The organism is Neobacillus sp. NPDC093182, from assembly GCF_044754045.1.
In genome coordinates, this window is the sequence record NZ_JBIVOI010000005.1 from 1 (window position 1) to 16,752 (window position 16,752).

Below are 16,752 nucleotides of genomic sequence, written 5' to 3' on the forward strand. Positions count from 1 at the left end.
AAACATCTCTTTGGCTGGTCTTTACCTATCACTTCAATGTTAAAGTCGTTCTCAATAAAAATTTGGGAAGGACTTTTCCCTTTATGATATTCCTTTACTGCTTTTATTTTGAAGTCAGGGTCATAAGAAATAGATCGATTTGAAACACGTATAACATTAGGATTCTTCTCTAACTCTTTAATCTGGTATTCGGTAAATAGATTCTTGCTCATTTTAAATCCTCCGTCCACAATAATTCTTTTATTATAAACGGGTTTTAATTCAGGGGACATAGAAAAACCCGATTAAGGGGCACTTTTTATTTAGTGTCCATTAATCGGGTTATAGTTCATAACAGGGCTTGACGCTTTTTTCTTAAACTTCATTATAGTATTCCTCAAGGGTGATACCTTTGTTCATAATCTCAAGTGCGATTTCTTTACCAACATAGCGAAGGTGCCAGGGTTCGTATTGATATCCTGTAATGCTCTCTTTTCCCTTTGGATATCGAATAATAAACCCGTATTCTGCAGCATGCTGTTCCAGCCATATTGCTTCTTTCGTACCTCCAAAACAATTTTCCGCGGCACATTTTCCATTTCCGCCAGTAACATCAATAGAAAGACCAGTCTCATGTTCGCTCGTTCCAGGCAGAGCACTATACGTTCGTGCCTTTTCATATCCATCACGGTTTACATAGTAGTTAAACAATGTCGTTTGCGTTGCATGAGATCGATAAGCGGATACCCCTAATAGGGAAATACCTTCTGCTTTTGCACCAGCAAATAATTGATTCACCGCCACTGCCGCTTCTTTTCTCATTTTTCGTTTTTCGTTTGTCACACCAGAAACAAAAGGAATTTCAGTATAAACAAGATCAGTAGGATTATAATTATCTGGCAGTTTATTTTGTTTATTAACGAGCACCGGAATGCTTTCTGGATTAAAAACAACCTGGATACCATCATGATTTTTTTCTGCTGGAGCTTCATGCTCCTGTGGTTTCGAGTTTTCGTCAGGTGTATTTTCCACCGGTTGTTCTGCCTGTTCGACATTATTCTGGTTTTGGTCATTTATATTATTAGTGTCCGGCGGTACCTCAGAGGTAACTTCAGACTTATTGGGATTGCCTTTGGCATTCAGAATTTTTTCTGCACAGCCTGATAATAGTAAAATCAGCATGACTAAACTCACAAATATAGAAGAATACTTTTTCACAATAAACATCCTTACTTTTAAAAATAGAATTGAATAACACATCTATTAAAATTAGTTCTAACAAAATTAGACGTCAATAAAATACATTATGTTACATCTTTCGCGATCCAACAACGATTTTTGAAAAAATAGGCTGAGCAGCCTATAGTAAATAAAGGATATGGAATTAAAGTAGGACCTAAGACTCTTTATTATTATGTGGTTGTATCATATAGTTCTATTAAACACATAAATCGTACGAAACGGCAAAACTATTGAAAAATGGTGACGCAAAACTACAGGGGCTAATGTTTTTTACAACGATGCCAGCCAGTTACCGAACACGATGCTCTGCGATTTATGTAGATAAATTGAGGAGGTTTTTTTGTGTTGCTAAAAAATATGTTATTAAGAGGTAAATACTATTATCACTTATTTCAGTACCGTCACATTGAGATGATGCAGTATGATTGCTTAAGTGACGAACTTAAGTGTGAACTCAAGGTGAAGTCTTTGTACCATAATAGTAAAGCATTAGAATTAGGTGCTAGAATATAGAAAAAGGTCTGGGATGCCCCAGACTTTTTATTTTTGTCATTTAATTGTGGATATGTTATTGAGAAATGTGAGTAAGTAATCAACAGTTGTGAATAAGTATGTTGATTCAGTGGATAAGTTTATGAGTTTTGTGGATAATTAAAAACTGAAAGAACCAAAAAACCACTAACCGTGGATAACCTTCAGCAATTTTTTATTATTGTTGATAACTTTCGCCGGAGATCGTGTACAAAAACTTGGACCTTCACTTGAAAAACACCGGAGAATTCCGATGGTTTTCGACAAAATTTAATGTGACATGGTTTTGCCGCCATCGTTCACGCTGTCTTTTGTTACTTTTAATAATATTCATAAGTGATTTAAGTAAAATAAGTATTACTAGTTAATATTCGTGTGGTAAGGAAAAGGAGATAAATAATGTTAATTGAATTTATTGCAGTTACGGCAGAGGATGCAGTATTAATTGAAAAATCAGGTGCTGACAGAATTGAATTAGTATCTGGATTAACAGAAGGCGGCATAACACCGAGCTATGGGTTAATCGAAAAGGTTGTTAATAGCGTTACGATTCCTGTCAACGTTATGGTGAGGCCGCATGGTCAATCCTTTTGTTATTCAGACGATGACTTTGCGATTATGAAAAATGATGTCCGTATGATTCAATCTTTAGGGGCAAATGGAGTAGTATTCGGAATGCTGGATCAGAAAGGGGACATTGATTACCGTCACCTTGAAGAGTTATTAACGGATGTAGGTACTATGGAGGTAACGTTTCACCGCGCCATCGACAGTTCAAATAATATAATGAAAGCAGCTCAACAATTAGATCAATATAAAGAGATTACTGCCATTTTAACCTCTGGAGGATACGGTGACTGGGAAACACGCTTGGAAATCCTGAAAAAAATGAAAGAATCTTGTAAACAAACAGAAATTCTTATCGGCAGCGGCCTGACAAAAGAAAATATCGTGCAGGTACATACACAGGTTGGAACAAATCATTACCACTTCGGTACAGCCATAAGAAAAGATAATAGCATCCTAAAAAGTGTTTCCTTAGAAAAAGCAATTGAAATCGTTCATACCTTGAAATAATTGGGCATATTAAAAATAATCTGACCAATGGAGGAAACCATGGAAAAAGAAAAAGATCAAACAAGCGAAGGACTCAACCAAATCTTCGAAATCATCAACGCCAAAGGTGACACAGGCGAAATAAAACAAATCGTTGAGAACAATGAAACAGAAGGCAATAACGAAAAATAGGTAAAAACGAGGGTGCAAACGAAGGTGCCTGTCACCACACGTGGACACTTTCCACCTCAGGCGGACAGTGTCCACGTAAAAAAGACCTCAAATTTTTAGTTTGAGGTCTTTTAATATTATTTAATTTCACAAAGTTATTTTATCTATTCACAACTAAAGACTCGACTTGAAGTAATTCCCCAGTATCATCTAGCTGTTTAATCATGGCGATAAACGGTTCAACGAATTGGGGGTCGAATTGTTTTCCGGAGCAGGCCCTTAGCTCTACAATAGCTTCCCCGAATGTTTTTGTCTTTTGATATGGGCGTTCGGTGGTCATTGCATCAAAAGAGTCGATAATGCAAAGGATTCGTGCCAGTTTTGGAATTGATTTTCCTTTTAGTCCATATGGATAACCGTTGCCGTCATAACGTTCATGATGAAGTTCAACTAATGGAATTAAATCTTCTAATTTTTTATTGGTCGAAATGATTTCCCTTCCCCATGTTACATGCTTTTTCATCATTTCCCATTCATGTGGCTCAAGTTTCCCCTTTTTATTTAAGATATCCCGAGGGATTTCAATTTTTCCGATGTCGTGGATTAATGCTCCCAGAATTAAGGTCTTTCGTTCGTAATCACTTAAGGATAGTAGCCTTGAAAAATCAACCGCATACTGATATACACGTTTACTATGCCTGTATGTGTAAACATCCTTTGAAAGAAAGATCCGTAACTGCTGTTCTGCTTCCTCTAATTCCTTTTCTAAGGAAAGGGACCGTTGGGCTGAATATTCGGAATACTGATTATAAATGTGAACAAGGTTTTTCCCTTGATCTTTAGCAGCGTACATCGCTTGATCTGCCTTGCTTAAAAGTTCAGATATGTTATAGGTCTCTTTTTCACATTCTGCAATTCCCGCTGAAAAGGATAAGCAGCCATAAGGAAGGCGTTCCACACCTTTATAGTAGGTATCGTTTGTTTTCTTCCGCAACTCATTCATAAAAGAAATAGCCTTCTGACAAGTAGTATTAGGCATTATGATCGAAAATTCTTCACCACCATAGCGGGCGACTGTGAAGTTTTCCGGTTCAGCTGCAGTTTTAATAAGTGAACCGAATTCCTGCAGTAGATGATCTCCTTCGATATGTCCATATAAATCGTTATATTTTTTAAAATCATCGATATCAAGAAGGACGACACATAACGGCTGCTCGTTTTCCTTTGCTGCCGCTACTTCTTCTACTAAGATCTCTTTAAAGTATCCATGATTATTAAGACCTGTTAAAAAGTCTTTGTTTGCTTTCTCAGAAACCTCTTTAAATAAATGGAAGTGCTGCTTAAACGCTAAAGAAAGCAAAAAGGCAATACAGGTAAAAAGGAAAAGTCCAAATATTCTGTCCGAACTCATTAATATAGCAAGTACTAACGACAGCATGAGTGTACTCAAATAAGGGGAAAGTGCCTCCTTAATAAGTTCTTTAAAAACACTTTCAAAGCTTTCAGCAGCTGCTAATATGAAGAAGGTCCCAACAAAAATGACATTCATGACAAAGTAAGAGCTAAAGGAAATTAAATAAGGAACCGAGTTATTGATATGAATGCTGCCGATGGAACCACCAGTTAAAGTGAATATATAAAAAGAACCAGTGATCATTAGTACATAGCTGGAAAAATTAAATATATGTTTCCACCAAACAATTTTTCTTTGTGTGAAGGCAAATAAAATTGAATTAATTAGCAATACTGCCAAAGTTAAGTCCAGTCCAAATAAAAAAAGACTAGCAAGGAATATAGAAGAATCCATAGAAAGTGAGTTACCCTTTGGGGGAAGGACTATAGGATGATGATTTAGAAGTAATATAGCTCCTGCCAGTGCAATAATGATAGACCATTCGGAATTTGAATAGATTTTAAAATCATAAATTGTGATAAAGGCGATGAAGCCCAACACCGAGACGAGAAAAAGGTATTTATTAGTAGTTGTTTTTAAAAACTGCATCTTTTTTCCATCACTCTCATAATAAGATTGGAGAAAGTGAAGAATCACTTCCCCCATTTTCATACAACTTATGGTTATATTAATCTAAATCCAGAAGTTAAAGCAACAATAACAGATCCAATAATGATTGCATTGTATAAAATACCAGTTAATTTAAGGCCATGTTTTTGGTCCTTTTTCATCTTTATTCACCTCCCTTCATTGAAAGGGGAGCTGCATTGCCTCTTTTTGCTAAAGGGTGTTTAACCATTAAATATTGAATAAAAAAGAAGATTCCGATATTCATAATGATATCGCCAATACTAATGATTTGTGTTCGTGGGTAAGGGTCACTAATTGGAATTACATCACCCAAAAATCCAAGATGTGTTGTAGACGTTAACATAGTATGCTTTGCGTACAAGCTTTCCTTTAAAGCTTGGATGTAACCAGGATCTAAAACTGCAGCAGCCTCTACCGAAACAGGCATCCTGCCACCATTGAGAACCATCACTATAAAATTTAGAAAGACACCAATGAAAATCAAGATAAAGCCTGGATTCTTACGATTTAGAAATAAAAAAATCAAACCGATGATATAGACACCGATATAAATAGAACCACTCAGTTGTCCTAAAAATTCACTATCGTTTTGAAGCTTAAATACAGCGAGTTGCACCACTAATAAGAGTGGGAATACCCAACCCCACTTAAGATTTAACTGAGAAAAAGCTCTTAAATTACCTTTCCTGAGTAGTCCTACAATAAACGAAATAAGTATGCCGTCAAAAACCATTAGTCGTACCTGCCTATGCTAGAATATAAATCTAATAAAAAAGAAGATTTAGTAAAGGGTAAATATTTCCACAATACCAATAATATTGTTGGATTTTGTCGAAATCAAGTATAATATGTGAAATATTTGTGTGTTTTTAAAAATTTTAAGGGTGCCTGTCACCGCTCGTGGACAGTGTCCACCTCAGGCGGACAGTAGCGCTCAAAAAGACCTCAAACTTTGATAGTTTGAGGTCTAGATATTTTTAATACATTTCACATAGTTCTTTGTAGTTGCATCGGTCGCATTTTTTGGTGGTTTTGGTTTTGGGGAATAGGTTAAAGTTTAAAGGCTGGTTTGCGCTGATGTCTTCTAAGTAGCGCTGCATTTGAATGACGCTCATGCCAAAGAGTTCGTGAACTTTTTTGAGATCAACTGCAGTTAATTGATAGGTTTTGTGTGTCCCGGTTATCAGATACTCATTTCGGATGATGATCTCATCAATAGAATTCACCTTTAACACTCTCATCAAATATAGGGCATATAATGCCAATTGGTGTCTGTCTTCGAAGGATTCCTTTCCGGTCTTCCAGTCCACAATAATCCATTTTCCTTCATTCATATCACGATACAAAAAGTCCATGACGATAAAAATCTTAACACCGTCGATAAACATAAACCGAAAGCGCTCGGCTTCAACAAATTGCATATCTTTATTCACTCTTACGTCTGTGAAGGTTTTACTCGACAAAAAATTCCCCATACTCACATTTAAGCGTTTTTGGATTTCATCCACTTTATCCTGTGGCAGTTCGCCATTATAGTAAATTTCATGAAGCATTTGAAAATGGTTAGGCCGTTCTCTCCATAGGCCGGCACGGAGCTTAGAATCCTTAAAGGCTGAGTTCAAACTACTTCGCAGGCGCTGAATTAATTCTGCTTCGGGCGGGATAAACCCTGTATTTAAAAAGTTTCCAATGACAGATAGAATCAGGTCATGGACCGCACTTCCAAATAGAATCTCTAAGTTTGTCATTTTCTTAAAACGATAGGCATCTTTTGCGAGAATATTGGAATCCCGCAGCCATCCATTATGGCTGATATAATATTCAAAAGCGTACTTTCTTGGGCATTCCATCAGCGCTTTGTGGCGGGATAATGACCAAGAAAATTCAGGGCAGGGCTTGACTTCAAACATGGATAACAACCCCTTTTAAGTCTACTAAAATCATTATACTACATAGAACTCATATCTCTTTCAAAAGTAAAAAAGCCAGTCACTCCGATAAGAAGGACTAGCGTGCTTTAAATTTTCCATATTTGAAACTATTTACAGCTCTTTATTGCTTTACAAATTGCTGATTCAAATATGCATACGTTTCCGACTGACCTTGATCCCCAAGCAGCTTTAGTGTATTATCCACTAATTTTGCATCAGACATTCCTTTTAATGCCAGGTCAGAACGCAGACTCACACTTCCATTTTCGGAAATCGGGCTGTATACCCACACAAACGATTCAAATGTTTGACTCAGTGCCATAATCACAATTTCCGGATTCCCGTTGGCGTCGAAATCGTATTCTGTGTGATAGAAGGAAAAACCTTCTTTTAGTACACCCTTTTCATCAAAAGCTGACACTTCTGAATCAATCACCAAATCAAATGGGGTTTCACTGTTTTGGCTGTCCGTCAATACTAGACTCTTGCCTCCCGTTGTGTTCGCCGACCCAAAGGTGATATTCTGTTGTTGTCCATTTACATTGAAAACAAAGGGTTCTTCACTAATCCATTCTTTAAATGGTTCTAAATCTAGGTTTTTAGCTGGCTCTGATGCTGCAGCTTTACTCGATTTTGAAACAGCTGCATTGTCCTTTTTATCAGTAAAGAGATCATAACCAAAATATAGTCCGCCTCCAACAGCAAGGGTAATGAGCAGCACGCTGCTTACTTGAACACCATACTTTTTAAAAAACTTACCTACTGGACTTACACTTTCACTCTCAACTTCTTTTACTAATTTTCGAAAGCTGCTCGTTGAAATCATACCCAGCTCTTTTCTAGCCATTTTATTCTTCCAAATTGATCTTGGATGTGATTTCAAATAAGCCTTTAGTGCCCGGTGGTAATGATGATCAAGCTGAAGGTTACTCGCCGTCCACTTGATAAACGATAGCATCACCTTCTCATCAGCGCTTTTACTCAAATAAGCAATAAGCTGTGGATAATGATAACTGCCATCTTCATCATCAAATGCCGCTAGTATGTGCTGGAAATAATCCTCAGAAATGTTATTCCGCAGTACATTTTTTAAAATCTCTCGCAGTTCTTCTCTGCTAGCAGGTGACAACTGTTGAAGAGTCACCCCAACAGAAACGACAGGTGTGTGAAATAGTTCCTGAAGGACCTTCAGAATTTTGTATTTGCTGACGATTTTTTTATCCTTAAGTTCCTTTTCATTAAGTTTACCTGTTGAAATGTGTGCATATGTATCAATATCCTTGAGAGTTACTTTCTGCAATTCAAGCTCATTTAATAATGCAGTTTCACAGTAAACCATCATTTTGTCTTTTATTTTTGAAAAATCAACTTCAGGGTTGGGCACCTGAAATGCTTTTACCAAACTAGCTGCTACAAATAAATCATAAGAATCGCCAACGGCATAAGCGGTCTTTTGGATAACAAGCTTCTGAAAATAACGATTTTTAAGTATAAAGGGTGAAGCTTCAAGTAGTTTATCAATTTGTGCTAAAATTTCTACGACACGGCTAAGATTGAATTTTTCATCCAGATATATTTTTATAAGATTTGTGTAGTCTTGATTCTGATTAATAAATTCGACTACCTGTTTATATGTATGACCCTGATTCTCCATCAATTTCCATAATCTATGAATTGCTGATTGCTCCTGATAATGTTCCAGCGTGTTTAGAACAAAGGCAAGCTCTTCATCCTTAAGGGCATCCTGGTTTGATTCCAGCACAGCTTTAAAAATGTCTATTATCTCTTCCTTATGGTTTTTCTCATAGTACTCACTCAATCCATGGTGTTCAAATGTAAACTCCTGCTGGCCAATTTTTTGTCCACTCAATGTGTTTGTCTCCCTTATGAGTTTCTACTATTATAATGTTTAAATTTAATAAAAAATAAAAAGACCCGTTCTGGTCTTCTTATTTTTCATTTTTAGAAATAGGAATAAACTTATTAAAGATACCGATGCAGGTGACCTGCCCCAAGCCGATCTCGGAAAAATCGGTTTTATAGACTGAAAAAATGAAGTAATCTGATTTCGTTGTTCCCATATCGAAAACCTTTTCCCCAGCTAACGATAGAATCCCTTTCTCAAGGATATTGGAAGACTGATCCATTGTCTCATGAGTAATCCATTCTACGTATTGCGAACGTCCAGGGTTTGTTTCTGATAAGACAAATACAATGACTATCAATAGGATAATAGAAATGATCTTTTTCACTTTTCAACCCCTTATCTAATAATTGTTAATTTTCACCTAATTTAAGTATAAAGCTGGAAGGATATGCTTGTAAATACAATTGGAGAGATTATCACTGGTGCTTATTCTCTATTAATATGATAAATTATTACTAATTACCTTTAAAGGAGATAAGCCCTTGTCAAGAAAATGGAAATGGATCATTGCGTGCTTACTTTTCCTGCTATTATTAAATGGATTTGGAATTTTAGCTGTACAGCTTTTTGGAAGGTAGGAGAGTACAGCCATTATAAGGGCAGGGATGATAAACGATGACAACTAACTTAACTGCGCCAATGTCGAAGCAGCTTTTGTTTGGACTTCTCACGATTACGATAGGGGTTGAACTAATCCTCTATTTAAGCGGCTACAGCCAATTAGCTGGTACCATATACGATGCGATTATGGTGTCTTCCTTTTTCATTGGACTGAAGCTTCATCAAAGACTTAGTAATGGAATTCGAAAAACTAAGGTACAGCATATACGACAATTTATAGGCGCTTTTTTGCTCTTTATTCTCGGCAGTACCATGATTAATATCTATTCATCTTACGCTTTTCAAGATTTTAGCAATGATTATGAGCAATATGTTGAGGCCTATACAGAAGTGGTATCGGATGACAATGATATAGCAGAGCCAAAACAGCCTATTGAACCTGTTGAAAAGATGTGGGAAGTTATCGATGAAATTGACACTGTGGGCTACGATATTTTTACGGATATCCTTGCTGGTCTTGAAGAAGTATGGCGATTGGCGTATATCATACTCATCCTGTTTGTTTTAAAAAAAGTCTTCCCAAAGCGCTGGGAAAAAGGCCGGCGTGATACTTTTGTCTTAATTGCACTCTTCGTCACCTCAGTGCTATTCGGTATTGATCATACGCTAAGCTCGGTTCAATCCTGGCCATATGAAATTGGAGCGATTATCACCTTTGCCAATATGGGTTTATTATTTGGATTGATCTTATTATGGACGAGAAATCTCTGGGTGACGGTGCTAGTACATTCGGTTTATGATATCCTTGCAACGCTTTCCTGGTATTACTTTGAATTTATTGTTGAAATCGCTGCTTTGGTTCTTATACCTGTTTATTTGGTTTTAATAGCAGTAGAAAAGAATCAAAAGACTAGCAACATTGTGGTTTCAGAAGATATAGCCAATTAAATTAGATGAGGTTACCTAATCAGGTGACTTCTTTTTTTTGTAGAAAAGTATTTTACTACTAAAACGGGAAGAGATCGAAATTAGACCCAAAATTTATAAAAAAGGGCATTAAGGATTATATGGGATATAGAAAAAACGAATAAAACGTAAGGATTATAAAAAAGTATCTGAACAGCTAATAGTGCTTTTACACATACATTTTGGTATTATTTAGATGTCTAAAGAGTATCAAAGGTTTTATCCGAGACAAGGATTTTCCATGTGAGGTTCTTATGAAGAACCCGTTAAAAGTAATAACTCTATTTGGGTGAATAATAAAGCTAACTCTTTATGGTTTGTGAAAATACGGAAAGGAAGAGGTATTATGCAAAAGGTAAGAAAGGCCATTATTCCAGCAGCTGGGCTAGGAACACGTTTTCTACCAGCTACAAAAGCAATGCCGAAAGAAATGTTACCCATTGTAGATAAGCCGACGATACAATATATAGTAGAGGAAGCCATTGAATCTGGGATTGAAGATATCATTATCGTGACAGGAAAAGGGAAAAGGGCAATTGAGGATCATTTTGATTATGCTTTTGAACTTGAACAAACTTTATTGGATAAAGGGAAGCTTGAACTTTTGGAAAAAGTTCAAGAACCATCAAGGATGGTGGATATACACTATATTAGACAAAAGGAACCAAAAGGGCTTGGACATGCAGTGTGGTGCGCAAGGAATTTTATCGGAAATGAACCATTTGCTGTTTTGCTGGGGGATGATATTGTTCAAGCCAAAACCCCTTGTTTAAAACAACTAATCAATGAGCACGATCGAACACATTCTTCTGTTATTGGAGTAAAAAAAGTACCTGAAAATGAGACAAACCGTTATGGGATTATTGATCCAATTCATCAAGATGGACGTTCGTATCAGGTTAAAAATTTTGTGGAAAAACCAAAGTTAGGAACAGCTCCATCGAATTTAGCGATTATTGGAAGGTATATTTTTACTCCTGAAATTTTTATGTTCTTAGAAAAGCAGGAAATTGGGGCCGGGGGCGAAATCCAGCTGACAGATGCCATTCAAAATTTAAATCATATTCAACGCGTTTTTGCCTATGAATTTGAAGGTGAAAGATATGATGTAGGAGAAAAGCTAGGTTTTATTGAAACTACAATTGAATTTGCTCTTCAAAAGGAAGAATTGAGGGAAGAATTAATAAAGTTTATGGCGAACAAGCTTGAAACTTTATAGGTAAAAAAATAACTCTCCGGTTATTGAACAGGAGGGTTATTTTTTTTTGTAAAATTTAGGTGTGAATTCATTGAAAATATCAATTAGTTTTTACTATATTGATGGTGAAAAATACTAATTACAAATATTGATAATTTATTACAAAAAATGACTAGTTATGATATCATACTACGTAGAAAGATAGTGTTATAGTTTTATCGCTCTATTTATTATGCTAGACTAATAGTAAGAATATATAAGATTGTCGTTTTAAGTAATAATATGAGTTTTTATGTATTCAAAATTTATATAATGGGAGTATGATACATGCGGGGGAAATTAGTTCTAACAGGAATGCTATTTATGGGTATTACTGTTCTTTCAGATGGATCTATAACTTATGCCATAGAAAATTCGGTTTCATCTTTAGTGGAAGAAGTAAAACCGGAAAAAATTAATGAGCAAAGTACAGTTGCAGCTGAAAACGAAAATGCTGCTTTAATGGAAGAAGCAGAAACAATTGATGAAAAGAGTCCTCCAACAGGAGAAGTTATATCTCCTAAAGAAGAACAAATAGTTGTGGAGGAAAATCCAACCCCAGTCAATGAAGAGGTTACTTCAGAGTCAGTGCAAACTTTTTCAACAGCTTCCATTCAAACTCCTTCTGTGTATTACACAACCCATGTAGAAGATAAAGGGTGGTTAACGGGTGTATCTGATGGGAAAATGTCAGGAACACAAGGTCAAGCAAAACGTCTGGAAGGCATAAAGATTTCATTAAATAATACTCCATATCCTGGAGGCATTTCTTACAAAACTCACGTTGAAGATTATGGCTGGTTAAATAATGTATCAGACGGAGCATTATCTGGAACAACTGGTGAAGCGAAACGTTTAGAAGCGATTCAAATCAATTTGACTGGTGAAATGGCACAACATTACGATATTTATTATCGTGTCCACGCAGAAACCTATGGTTGGCTAGATTGGGCTAAAAACGGTGCATCTGCTGGTACACAAGGACTAGCGAAGCGCTTAGAAGCCATTGAGATTGTCCTTGTGGCAAAAGGTGGAGCTGCACCAGGTGCGACAAATAGACCATTAGTTATTGATCCATCTGTTGTTTATTCAACCCATGTTCAAGATTATGGGTGGTTAGCGGGTGTATCTAATGGAAAAGTGTCTGGAACACAAGGACAAGCAAAACGCCTGGAAGCCATAAAGATTTCATTAAAAAATTCTCCTTATTCTGGTGGTATTACTTATAATACCCACGTTCAAGATTATGGCTGGTTAAAGAATGTATCGAATGGAGCAATTTCTGGTACTTCTGGTCAAGCAAAACGTTTAGAAGCGATTCAAATCAATTTGACTGGCGAAATGGAGCAACATTACGACATTTATTACCGCGTCCATGCAGAAACCTATGGTTGGTTAGGTTGGGCTAAAAACGGTGCATCTGCTGGTACACAAGGACTAGGGAAACGCTTGGAAGCCATTGAGGTTGTCCTAGTCACAAAAGGCGGAGCTGCACCAGGTTCTACTAATAACCCATTAATTATTGATCCATCTGTTGTTTATTCTACCCATATTTCTGACTATGGGTGGTTAACAAATGTATCTGACGGAAAAATGTCAGGGATACAAGGACAAGCAAAACAAATGGAAGCCATAAAGATTTCATTAAAAAATTCTCCATATTCTGGAGGTATTTCTTATAAGACCCACGTTCAAGATTATGGCTGGTTGAATAATGTATCAAATGGAACAATATCTGGAACATCTGGTCAAAGTAAACGTGTAGAAGCAATTCAAATCAATTTGACTGGTGAAATGGCGCAACATTACGATATTTATTACCGTGTCCACGCAGAAACCTATGGTTGGCTCGGCTGGGCTAAAAACGGTGCATCTGCTGGTACAAAAGGACTTGCAAAACGCTTAGAAGCCATTGAGATTGTCCTTGTGGCTAAAGGTGGAGCAGCACCAGGACCGACAAATAAACCGTTTATTGAGCCAGCTTTAACTCATGTAGCGAATAACTATAATATTACGTTAAGTGATGCACTAAATATGCAAATGAAGGTTACTCCGCAGACTGATAAATACAGAGATGCTCCTGCTTATGTTAGCAGTCAATATATCAATGTATTTAATGCTGGTACGATAAGTGGAAGCAGTGTAAACCTTAGAACTTCTCCAGATACAGTTAGTAAAATCGTAGCAAACGTTGGTAAAGGAACAGTATTCAAGCTATTGGATGGTAATGTTACGGGAGAAACGGTTTCAGGTAGTACAAGATGGTATAAAATTGAGTACAATGGAGAAATTTTATACGTGCACAGTTCGCTGGCAGCAGCTAATTTAAGAATGGGTGAAGTAACAGATGGTCCACTTAATATTAGAGCAGACAAGAGTGCAACTAGTCACAGTTACAGTACAGTAAAAACAGGTACTCTTTTAACTATTTTGGAAGAAGATAAGAGTGGCTGGTATAGAGTAAGCTGGGGCAGTTGGCGCAATGCGAAATCTGAAGATGTCGTAACTTATTTGGACCCGACTAAGTTCATAAATGATGAGAAGCAAAGATTTCAATTCATGGATCTTACAAAAGCTAGTGGGGTCTCAAAAGAGACTTTAAATAAATTCCTCGTAGGAAAAGGAATTTTAGAAGGTCAAGGTCAAGCATTTATTGATGCTGGACGTAAATATGAAATTAACGAAGTCTATTTAATGGCACATACTTTGTTAGAAACAGGACATGGTACTTCCACTCTTGCAAAGGGAATAGAATACAAAGGTAAAATAGTTTATAACATGTATGGTGTAGGAGCGCTTGATCATTGTCCAATGGAATGTGGAGCAGAAACAGCTTATGAAAAAGGTTGGTTTACTCCATACGATGCAATCGTGGGCGGTGCTGCCTTTATTGACGATGGTTATTTGGGTGGTAATAACACCTATAATGTAGTACAAAATACTTTATATGAAATGCGTTGGAATCCTGCAATAATGGCTGCTACAGGTGGAGCTGGGCACCAATATGCCACAGATATTGGCTGGGCTTATAAACAAGTTTCGACTATGTATGAAGTATATAAAATACAACCATATTCAATGATCTTGGAAATACCAGTATATAAATAAGATTATAAAGAAGAGCTGCCCTCATAAGTAATTTGAGGGCAGCTTTTTCTATTTTTCAACAATTTATTTGATTTTGGTTGGTTAGGCTGGGCGAAAAATGGAATGAAAGCTGGCTCAGAAGGACTTGCAAAACCTTTAGAAGCTATAGAAATAAAGTTAGTTTCCAAAGGGCAAGGTGCAACAGTCAATGCAAAATCTGCATTTAAGCAGCGATTGACAGTATTTTTAGACCCAGGACATGGTGGATCTGATCCAGGTGCAACTGTAGGTGGATATCATGAAGCGGACTTGAATTTTAACGTTGCGAAAAAAGTTCAAGCATTACTATTAAAACAAGGCTATAGAGTTTTTATGTCTCGAACTGCCGATACCTACGTAGAATTAATAGATCGTCCGCGAATGGCCAATGAATTAACTGCAGATATTTTCGTTAGTATTCATACAAACGCTACAGCAGCAGAACAAACGGCTACTAATGGGGTTGAGTCATACTACTATGAATTTGATCCAAATCACCCTTCAAAAATTAATGGGGATATGCATAATAATCCAGAAAGAATCTTAAAGAGTGTAACACTCACAAACCTAATTCAAGAAAATATTATTAGTTATACAGGTGCGAATGATCGTGGGACGCATGGAGAAACATTTGCAGTCATACGTGAAGCGGCTATGCCAGCAACATTACTAGAGATGGGTTTTATTAACAACTTTAGCGAACGACAAAACCTATTTAAAGATTCTTATCAAAATAAATTAGCAAAAGCCATTGTAGACGGAATACATGAATACTTTAACATTTATAGATAATTTACTAGTTAAATAGGACTAGAAATCAAAAGTTGATTTCTAGTCTTTTTTTGTAAAGTAAAAATCAAATATCCAAATTTGAAGTTTACAATTATTATGCAAAAAAATATAACAAATTTCTACAAAAAATGTTATAATAGGACCTTGGAACTCTATCTTTTAAAAAGGGTGGAATGAATGAATAGACAAAACGTTAAAAAAAAGAAAAGAAAGTCAAAATTTAAAAAAGTATCGTTTATTATTTTAGTCCTTTTTCTAGGACTTTCAGGTTATATATATTATCAATACTCACAAGGTTTACAACAGGCATCAGGTAAATCTACTGTATCGCCAGTTGATAAGGCAAAGACAGAATTTAATGGTGCAGATATAGAAAAAATGGATAAGGTTAATATCCTTTTGTTGGGTGTCGATTCCAGGGGTGAGGAAAAATCACGTACGGATACCATTATGATTGCCCAATATGACCCAGAAAATCAAAAAGCAAAATTAGTATCTCTTATGCGGGATATTTACGTAGAAATACCAGATAAACAAAATTATAAAATTAATACAGCTTACTTTCTAGGTGGTCCTGAGTTACTTAGGAAGACAATAAAGCAAAATTTCGATGTTGATATCCACTATTATGCAGTGATAGATTTTAAAGGATTTGAATCGGTTGTAGATACACTGGCTCCAAAAGGAATTGAAATGGAAGTTGAAAAAAGAATGTCCGAAAATATCGGTGTGGTTTTACAACCAGGTTTACAAAATCTAAATGGTAAACAGATACTAGGATATGCACGTTTTAGAGGTGATGCAACCGGTGATTTTGGCCGGGTAGAGCGTCAGCAAAAGGTAGTGAATGCGTTAAAGGATGAGATTATTAGTGTTAATGGTGTTACAAAAATACCAAAGTTAGTTGGTACCATTCAGCCATACATTGATACAAATTTAGAGGGACTTGACTTACTTGCTGTTGTTAAGGACTTTTTCTTAAATCCTCCAGCCGACATAGAAACCTTGCGTATTCCGGTTGATCAATCGTATACAATGGGAAGCTATGAACATGCAGGGTCCGTTCTGGAAATTGATTTTGATGAAAATAAACAGGCAATTAATCAATTTCTTAATGAAAATACTGTAATCTCACAAAATAATTCTGCGCAGCAACAGGAAGAATAAATAGACAAAAAACTTACTCTAT

The 16,752-nt window shown here is 36.3% G+C and carries 13 protein-coding genes, 2 pseudogenes and 1 riboswitch; of the genes and pseudogenes, 8 read left to right on the forward strand and 7 right to left on the reverse strand.

Translation table 11 applies throughout. From position 1 onward, the window contains the following. Positions 1-212, reverse strand: a pseudogene (locus ACIQAA_RS10730) (IS3 family transposase); the annotation flags it as partial. Positions 213-354: 142 nt separating this feature from the next. Continuing rightward, entirely contained in the window at positions 355-1,206 is an 852-nt protein-coding gene (locus tag ACIQAA_RS10735) for a M15 family metallopeptidase (protein ID WP_402618749.1), read from the reverse strand. 225 nt (positions 1,207-1,431) lie between these two features. After that, positions 1,432-1,518, forward strand: a riboswitch (cyclic di-GMP riboswitch). A gap of 633 nt (positions 1,519-2,151) precedes the next feature. On the opposite strand from ACIQAA_RS10735, the gene ACIQAA_RS10740 reads away from it, so the two are divergent. Further along, positions 2,152-2,829: a copper homeostasis protein CutC gene (locus tag ACIQAA_RS10740; RefSeq protein ID WP_402618752.1), complete on the forward strand. Its 678-nt coding sequence runs from the start codon at positions 2,152-2,154 to the stop codon at positions 2,827-2,829. A 39-nt stretch (positions 2,830-2,868) separates the two neighbouring features. After that, positions 2,869-3,000: a hypothetical protein gene (locus ACIQAA_RS10745; RefSeq protein WP_402618755.1), complete on the forward strand. Its 132-nt coding sequence runs from the start codon at positions 2,869-2,871 to the stop codon at positions 2,998-3,000. Between the two features lie 139 nt (positions 3,001-3,139). Here ACIQAA_RS10745 and ACIQAA_RS10750 read toward each other — a convergent pair whose 3' ends face one another. The 5 genes from ACIQAA_RS10750 to ACIQAA_RS10770 all read right to left on the reverse strand — a co-directional run bounded on the left by ACIQAA_RS10750 (position 3,140) and on the right by ACIQAA_RS10770 (position 9,206). Then, positions 3,140-4,981, reverse strand: coding sequence for a diguanylate cyclase (locus ACIQAA_RS10750; RefSeq protein WP_402618757.1), 1,842 nt, complete (start codon positions 4,979-4,981; stop codon positions 3,140-3,142). Between the two features lie 184 nt (positions 4,982-5,165). After that, positions 5,166-5,756 carry a DUF5317 domain-containing protein gene (locus ACIQAA_RS10755; protein ID WP_402618760.1) on the reverse strand — a complete coding sequence of 197 codons (591 nt, stop codon included), beginning with the start codon at positions 5,754-5,756 and terminating at the stop codon, positions 5,166-5,168. 244 nt (positions 5,757-6,000) lie between these two features. Beyond that, a complete protein-coding gene (locus ACIQAA_RS10760) occupies positions 6,001-6,933 on the reverse strand; it encodes a PD-(D/E)XK nuclease family protein (protein ID WP_402618762.1) in 933 nt (310 codons plus the stop codon). Positions 6,934-7,075: 142 nt separating this feature from the next. Beyond that, positions 7,076-8,824, reverse strand: coding sequence for a hypothetical protein (locus ACIQAA_RS10765; RefSeq protein WP_402618765.1), 1,749 nt, complete (start codon positions 8,822-8,824; stop codon positions 7,076-7,078). 79 nt (positions 8,825-8,903) lie between these two features. Further along, on the reverse strand, positions 8,904-9,206 hold the full coding sequence (locus tag ACIQAA_RS10770; RefSeq protein WP_402618768.1) for a DUF4359 domain-containing protein: 303 nt from the start codon (positions 9,204-9,206) through the stop codon (positions 8,904-8,906). Positions 9,207-9,496: 290 nt separating this feature from the next. Here ACIQAA_RS10770 and ACIQAA_RS10775 point away from each other — a divergent pair, with 290 nt between their 5' ends. The 6 genes and pseudogenes from ACIQAA_RS10775 to ACIQAA_RS10800 all read left to right on the forward strand — a co-directional run bounded on the left by ACIQAA_RS10775 (position 9,497) and on the right by ACIQAA_RS10800 (position 16,730). Further along, the gene (locus tag ACIQAA_RS10775; RefSeq protein ID WP_402618770.1) at positions 9,497-10,390 is read left to right on the forward strand and encodes a CPBP family intramembrane glutamic endopeptidase; all 894 of its coding nucleotides are present in this window, start codon (positions 9,497-9,499) and stop codon (positions 10,388-10,390) included. Positions 10,391-10,754: 364 nt separating this feature from the next. Beyond that, positions 10,755-11,627: a UTP--glucose-1-phosphate uridylyltransferase GalU gene (galU, locus tag ACIQAA_RS10780; RefSeq protein WP_402618773.1), complete on the forward strand. Its 873-nt coding sequence runs from the start codon at positions 10,755-10,757 to the stop codon at positions 11,625-11,627. Between the two features lie 306 nt (positions 11,628-11,933). Then, positions 11,934-14,753, forward strand: a complete 2,820-nt coding sequence (locus ACIQAA_RS10785; RefSeq protein ID WP_402618775.1) for an SH3 domain-containing protein — start codon at positions 11,934-11,936, stop codon at positions 14,751-14,753. A gap of 81 nt (positions 14,754-14,834) precedes the next feature. After that, positions 14,835-14,903, forward strand: a pseudogene (locus ACIQAA_RS10790) (hypothetical protein); the annotation flags it as partial. A gap of 63 nt (positions 14,904-14,966) precedes the next feature. Continuing rightward, complete coding sequence (locus tag ACIQAA_RS10795; RefSeq protein ID WP_402619528.1) at positions 14,967-15,563, forward strand: N-acetylmuramoyl-L-alanine amidase family protein; 597 nt, start codon at positions 14,967-14,969, stop codon at positions 15,561-15,563. Between the two features lie 177 nt (positions 15,564-15,740). Continuing rightward, positions 15,741-16,730, forward strand: a complete 990-nt coding sequence (locus ACIQAA_RS10800; RefSeq protein ID WP_402618777.1) for an LCP family protein — start codon at positions 15,741-15,743, stop codon at positions 16,728-16,730. Positions 16,731-16,752: the final 22 nt, after the last annotated feature.